At 41.0% G+C, this 6853-nt stretch carries 6 protein-coding genes; all 6 read left to right on the top strand.

What is annotated here, in order from left to right; all coding sequences use genetic code 11:
• Positions 1–571: 571 nt before the first annotated feature.
• Positions 572–2578, top strand: a complete 2007-nt coding sequence (gene ligA / locus KGY70_12755; GenBank protein ID MBS3776055.1) for an NAD-dependent DNA ligase LigA — start codon at positions 572–574, stop codon at positions 2576–2578.
• Between the two features lie 54 nt (positions 2579–2632).
• The gene (locus KGY70_12750; GenBank protein MBS3776054.1) at positions 2633–3172 is read left to right on the top strand and encodes a hypothetical protein; all 540 of its coding nucleotides are present in this window, start codon (positions 2633–2635) and stop codon (positions 3170–3172) included.
• 4 nt (positions 3173–3176) lie between these two features.
• Entirely contained in the window at positions 3177–4061 is an 885-nt protein-coding gene (locus KGY70_12745; GenBank protein ID MBS3776053.1) for a 4-hydroxy-tetrahydrodipicolinate synthase, read from the top strand.
• A 20-nt stretch (positions 4062–4081) separates the two neighbouring features.
• Positions 4082–4678 carry a penicillin-binding protein activator LpoB gene (locus KGY70_12740; GenBank protein ID MBS3776052.1) on the top strand — a complete coding sequence of 199 codons (597 nt, stop codon included), beginning with the start codon at positions 4082–4084 and terminating at the stop codon, positions 4676–4678.
• Between the two features lie 56 nt (positions 4679–4734).
• Entirely contained in the window at positions 4735–6123 is a 1389-nt protein-coding gene (locus tag KGY70_12735) for a hypothetical protein (GenBank protein ID MBS3776051.1), read from the top strand.
• A gap of 132 nt (positions 6124–6255) precedes the next feature.
• Positions 6256–6825: a hypothetical protein gene (locus tag KGY70_12730; protein ID MBS3776050.1), complete on the top strand. Its 570-nt coding sequence runs from the start codon at positions 6256–6258 to the stop codon at positions 6823–6825.
• Positions 6826–6853: the final 28 nt, after the last annotated feature.

The following is a 6853-nucleotide window of genomic DNA, read 5'->3' as shown; positions in this document are numbered from 1 at the left end:
CAAACACCAATTATGCTCCGTGCATGATTCAAAGGCTTGAATGGCTGTTCAAAAAGTTATCAATTCAAAAAGACCGGTGATCTGAATTCTTTGTGTGGGCTGCGGGTATATTTTGTAATTGTGTGTGTTTTATTAAATGAACCCGGAAAGGTTATAAAAGGGCTTTCACAAGGAAGATAAAAACTTTTTGAACAGCCCTGTTTTTATACATAGGAACAACTCACAAAGGAGCTGGAAAGAAGGGTTTCCATATCTTGTTCTTTCATCAGTGCTTTTTAATTTTGTGCAAACCCGTTTTAATAATGAAACCCGCATCCAGGAACCTTTACAACAAGAAGATGATTAACATGCGGGCTCCATGGCAATACAAGCAGAGTGTATGAATTTAGCCTGTAAATCAAATTAGAATTCAAAGCTTGAATAAACTGTTAACCGAATGAAACCCGCATCCAGGAACCTTTACAACAAGGCAATGAATAAAGCATGCGGGTTCCATGGCGGGGAAGCACAACATTCGAACTTTAAGATATTATTTAATTGAACTATGAACCTATAATTAGGCTTTACACGAATGAATAAGGAAGAAGCGAAGGAAAGAATAAAAAAATTAAGGGAAGAGATTGAAGAACACAATTATAAATACTATGTACTGGCCCAGCCTACCATCAGTGACTTTGAATATGACTCATTAATGAATGAGCTCATCCGTCTTGAAGAACAATTTCCCGACTTAAAGGATGAACATTCTCCTTCACAACGTATAGGGAGTGACCTCAACAAGGAATTCACCCAGGCGAAGCATCGTTATCCCATGTATTCCCTGGCCAACACCTACTCCCCTCAAGAGGTCACCGAATTTGAACAAAGGATTAAAAAAGAGATCACAGGACCCATTGAATATGTGTGTGAACTCAAGTATGACGGGGTTGCCATTTCCCTCACCTACCGGAATGGCAGGCTCGAACAGGCAGTAACCCGGGGCGACGGCATTCAGGGTGATGATGTAACGGATAATGTCAAAACCATCAAAAGCATTCCGCTGAGTTTGAGAAAAAAAGACTATCCCCCTGAATTTGTGATCAGGGGAGAGATCATATTTTCCCATCAGGCTTTTGAACAAATTAATAATGAAAAGGAAAAGAATGGAGAGGCGCCATTTGCCAATCCCAGAAATGCTGCGGCCGGTACTTTAAAACTTCAAAATTCAGCCATGGTGGCAAAACGCCCCCTTGACTGCTTTCTTTATTCCCTGGCAGGAGAAAAACTGCCCTACCGGTATCATTATGAAAATTTAATAAAAGCCAAAGAATGGGGATTCAAAATCTCGGCCCAGTTACAAAAATGCCGGAATATTGACGAAATTTTTGATTACATCAATTACTGGGATCGAGAAAGGGAAAACCTGCCCTATGATATAGACGGGGTGGTGATCAAGTTGAATTCCTACGACCAGCAGGAAGAACTGGGATACACAGCCAAATCCCCACGGTGGGCCATAGCATATAAATTTAAAGCCGAACAGGTAGAAACCCAGGTGTTGAGCGTAGACTTTCAGGTTGGGCGGACCGGCGCCGTCACGCCCGTAGCCAATCTGGAGCCGGTACATCTTAGTGGCACCATCGTAAAACGCGCATCCCTGCACAACGAGGATCAGGTCAAACTACTGGATGTCAGGATTAATGACAGCGTTTATATTGAGAAGGGCGGAGAGATTATACCCAAGATCGTAGGTGTGAATAAGGAAAAGAGATCGGGGGAAAGCCATGAAATTAAATTTCCCAGGCATTGCCCCGAATGTGGGACCGAACTGGTCAAGCCTCGGGGCGAGGCCCGGCACTATTGCCCGAATGAAACCGGGTGTCCGCCTCAAATAAAAGGAAAGATTGAACATTTCGTATCCAGAAGGGCCATGGATATTGAAGCAGCAGAAGCTACCATAGATGCGCTTTACAGGAAAAACCTTGTGAAAGACTTTGGTGACCTGTACTTTCTCAAAAAAGAAGACCTTTTGACACTGGAGCGTTTTGCGGATAAGTCGGCCCAAAATCTTATCAACAGCATTCAAAAATCGAAGGAAGTTCCTTTCCCTCGTGTCCTTTATGCACTGGGCATAAGATTCGTTGGAGCAGCAGTTGCCAGAACAATTGCAGAACATTTTCGATCCATAGATAAACTGGCCAATGCCACCTATGAGGAACTGATCGAAATCAATGAGATCGGTCCCCGCATAGCCGAAAGCATCCTGGAATATTTCCAAAACCCAAGGAACCTTGAAATCATTGACAAACTGAAAAAGGCCGGGGTAAAACTCGAAATGGAAGAAGAAACCACCGAAACGGTCAGTAACGACCTTGAGGATAAAAACATCGTCATATCCGGTACCTTTAACCAACATTCACGGGAAGAACTGAAGGAAATGATTCAAAAACACGGTGGAAAGAATACTTCTTCAGTATCTTCCAAAACGGATTATCTTTTGGCGGGTAAGGATATTGGACCCAAAAAACTGGAAAAAGCCAAAAAAAACGGGGTGCCGATCATATCAGAAGAAGATTTTTTAAAAATGATCCGTCATTAGTCTTTTAAGAAATGTATATATTTGATACCTGAAAATTATTATAAAGTGAATATCTTGAAAAAGCCAAAATTAAAACTGGCCAACTGGCTGTTAAAAAGAAGACAAAAAGCTTTTAAAAGGAAAAAAGCAGTTTTTAACTTTGATACTGCTCAAACAGTAGGGGTATTGTTTTCGCTGGACCACGGGCAGTCCTATCAAACCATAAAAGAATTCCTTGATTTTTTGTCCGGAAAAAAACTACAAACCTTTACGCTTGCTTACTGTCCGGAAAAAGAAATCCCAAACAACTATATCGGTGTGAGTCGCATCAATATATTCACCATCAAAGATCTAAACTGGCTGTATATCCCCAATGATCCCATTATAGAAAAATTCACAGCCAAACCTTTTGACATACTGTTTGATCTCACCCCTCCGGATCAGTTTCCCACCAAATATGTCAATAATCTCTCCAGAGCTCGCTTTAAAATCGGGATGGAATCAGAATCGGGCAAAGAACACGATATGATGTTTCGGATTGACGAGCGTCAAGATATCAAGTATTTTATAGAACAAGTCAAATATTACATAAGTCGAATCAATAAAGAGGAGTAATGTTATGTTTACCCAGAAATTTGCTGGTACAGGTGTTGCTGTAGCTACGCCCTTTAAAAAAGATCATTCCATAGATCATGACGCATTAAAGAACCACATCCATTTCCTGCGGGAAAACGGCATTGATTTTTTGGTTATATTAGGTACAACAGGAGAATCGGTAACCCTCAAAGACGATGAAAAAAAAGCCGTTGTGGATACCGTGAAAGAGGCAAATCAGGGAAAATTACCCTTTGTGCTTGGAATTGGCGGAAATCATACAGCCGCCATTCTTGAAAAAATAGAAAATACTGATTTTAATGGTATTGATGGAATTCTTTCGGTAACCCCCTATTACAACAAACCAACACAGAAAGGGCTCTATCAGCATTTTAAGGCTATTGCCGAAAAAAGTCCGGTTCCGGTCATCTTATACAATGTGCCCGGCCGTACGGGCAAAAATATCGCGCCGGAAACCATAGTGCAACTGGCTAAAGATTTTGACAATATTGTTGCGGTCAAAGAAGCTTCGGGAAGTTTCACACAGGCCATGCATATCATCCAAAATAAACCAGAGGATTTTACGGTCGTTTCAGGTGAAGATGGTATTACCCTTCCTTTAATGGCCATTGGAATTGAAGGGGTCATTTCAGTGGCAGGAAATGCTTTCCCGAAAGAATGGACCACAATGATCAATTATGCCTTAAAAAATGATTTTCAATCGGCCCGCGAAATCCATTACAAAATGTTGCCCATTATAGAAAAATTATTTGCCGAAGGCAATCCGGCTGGCATAAAATGTGCATTGAACATCAAAGGTATTATTGAGAATAATCTGCGGTTGCCCCTGGTACCCGTCAGCGACGAATTGAAAAAAGAAATGAAAACACTGATCGATAATCTTAAATAAAATATTTAAACCATAATTACATGAGAAAATCATTCCCGGTTCTTTTATTGGTCTTTTCCATAACAATGGCCCTTAATAGCTGCAGCCCCCAAAGGGAAGTAAGAAGAATTGACAGCGACGAGCAGATAGACCTGAGCGGACGATGGAACGATACCGATTCACGCATGGTGGCAGAAGCTTTAACAGACCAGGTACTCAACGGGCAATGGCTTGAGAACTATAAACAAAACCACCATGGTGCACGCCCTATATTGATTGTAGGACTGGTGAGAAACAAAAGCCATGAACACATTAATGCAGAAACATTCATTAAGGATATTGAAAAGGCCGTTATAAAGGATGGTTCTGCCCGACTTGTTCAGGCCGGAGACAAAAGGGACGAACTGAGAGCAGAGAGAGCCGACCAGCAGGACTTTGCTTCCTCAAAAACGGCAAAACAATGGGGGCAGGAATTGGGGGCCGACTTCATGCTGCAGGGCACCATCAACAGCATCGTGGATTCCTACAGGAACGAAAAAGTGGTCAATTATCAGGTAAACCTTGAATTGGCTAATTTAGAGACCAATGAAATTGTGTGGATAGGGGATAAGAAAATCAGAAAATACATCAATAATTAAGCCCTGGTCGATTATTTTTTCAGATATTCATGTTAAACTCCAAACGAAAAAAACAAATGCTCCTGTTCCTTTTGTTTGGAATCATAGCAGGAGGATGTGCCACTTATTATCAACAACACCAACAGTTTCAACAATATATTACAAGCGGTAACTTCCAGAAAGCGGATCAATGGTTACAGAATAATCAGCATGAAAAGGAAGGCAAGAATAAACTGCTGTTTTATCTGAATCATGGTTATGTAGGATGGATGCTTGACCAATATGAGGAAAGCAACCGGCATTTTCAAAAAGCAGACCGGATAATAGAAGACTATATAAAAAACTACGGACTGGAAGCCCTCTCTCTGGTTACAAATCCTACGGTGAAACCTTATAAACCCGAAGATTTTGAGGCGGTCATGCTTCATTATTTTACCGCATTGAACTATATACAACTCAATGACTATGAAGGCGCCCTGGTAGAGTGCCGGCGAATAAACATCCGATTAAATCAACTCAACGACAAATACCAGGACCATAAAAACCGCTATCAGCGGGACGCATTTGCGCATAATCTGATGGGTATGATCTATGAGGCGGACGGAGACTACAACAATGCCTTCATTGCCTACCGGAATGCCTTCGAGGCCTATAAGGAGGATTATACGGAATATTTCAATATGGCTGTTCCCGGCCAGCTAAAAAAAGACCTGTTAAGAACCGCTTATCTTACAGGATTTCAGGATGAAGTAAGGCATTATGAGAATCTTTTCAATATAGAATATGATTATCAGCCTAAAGAACACGGTGAGGTGATCTTTTTTTGGCTGAACGGATTTGGCCCCGTAAAAGACGAATGGAGCATCCATTTTACAAAGGTTCCCAGTCCCAGGGAAAATTACGTGATTATGCAGAGCAGGGAACTGGATGTTTCTTTCCCCATTTATATAGGAGACAAGAGCAAAAAAGAAAAGGAAGCTTTTTCCGAGCTCCGGTTTTTCAAAGTTGCATTCCCCAAATACGTAGAAAGGAAACCCGTTTATAAGGATGCAGCAGTCTATACGCAGAATCAAAAATATTCCTTTGAATTGGCCCAGGACATCAACGAAATAGCATTCAAAACCCTGCGGGACCGAATGCTGAGGGAAATGGGAAATGCCATCTTGAGAATAGCCACCAAGAAAGCTTTAGAGGCTTTGGCCGATGAAGAAGATGAAAATCTGGGAACCATTATAAATATTGTCAACACCCTTACCGAAAAGGCAGATACCAGAAACTGGCAAACCCTCCCCTACTCGATCCACTATACAAGAATTCCTCTGAAAGAAGGCAAAAATATGCTTGAAGTAAAAGCATTCTCCGGTAAAGGAGAAAAATCAGAAACCTTTAAATTTGAAGGCAAAAAGAACAAAATGTATTTTGTTTCAGAACATACTACGGTAACTAATCCCCCAAGAGTCAGATAATTCTTTTAGCCCGGATGATTTTCCTGTTTATATTTATTATCTTTGGTTTTTAAAGATGAAGGGATTCAATCCTAAACCAGGCAGTATCACTGGCAATTTATATACATTATACATTTTCGTAATACGGAAACAATGATAAAACACCTGCTTATACACATCTTACTGATAACAATGGTTATCCTTGTTGGCTGTAATATTAAAAAGGATGCCACCAAAATCTCAGATGAAGCATGTGATACGCTGAAAATAGAGACCAGGTATTCCCAAAAGTTAACACAAGAGACACCGGTATTTATCGCTGACAGTTTTGCCAATAAGGCCGCTGACGCTTTTACCATGCAATCACTCCTGAAAAACCACCCTAAAATGCTGCCCTTAAGAAAGGAACCTTTTCGTAATATTCATAACTCCTCACGAATAGATACCATTTATCATTTTTCAGGAAGCCGGGACACCATTAAATTTTACAGAAGCCGGGAAAAGGACTTCATGATCTACTTTCACCTCACTTCTCCGGAATTGTATTTAGATTCATGTGTGCACCCGGGTATGAGCAAAACAACCTTCCGCTCAATTTTCGGGATAAACCGGCCGGTAGGAAATACCATTCAACTTGCCAATTCAGACGGAACCTTGCGCTATATTTTTCATTTCCGCGACGATGCGCTGGCACGAATTAAAAGCGACTTTTACTTCGAATAAATGGGTTTTTGTTGATTAATTGCCGCAA

The organism is Bacteroidales bacterium (assembly GCA_018334875.1).
Lineage (GTDB): Bacteria > Bacteroidota > Bacteroidia > Bacteroidales > UBA12077 > JAGXLC01.
Note: the sequence above shows the minus strand (reverse complement) of the source record. Positions and strands in the feature narration are given on the sequence as shown.

Excerpts from the sequence above, each read along its gene's own strand:
- ligA (MBS3776055.1), top strand. The coding sequence starts at position 572 with ATGAATAAGGAAGAAGCGAAGGAAAGAATAAAAAAATTAAGGGAAGAG.
- KGY70_12730 (MBS3776050.1), top strand. The coding sequence starts at position 6,256 with ATGATAAAACACCTGCTTATACACATCTTACTGATAACAATGGTTATC.
- KGY70_12740 (MBS3776052.1), top strand. The coding sequence starts at position 4,082 with ATGAGAAAATCATTCCCGGTTCTTTTATTGGTCTTTTCCATAACAATG.
- KGY70_12735 (MBS3776051.1), top strand. The coding sequence starts at position 4,735 with ATGCTCCTGTTCCTTTTGTTTGGAATCATAGCAGGAGGATGTGCCACT.
- KGY70_12745 (MBS3776053.1), top strand. The coding sequence starts at position 3,177 with ATGTTTACCCAGAAATTTGCTGGTACAGGTGTTGCTGTAGCTACGCCC.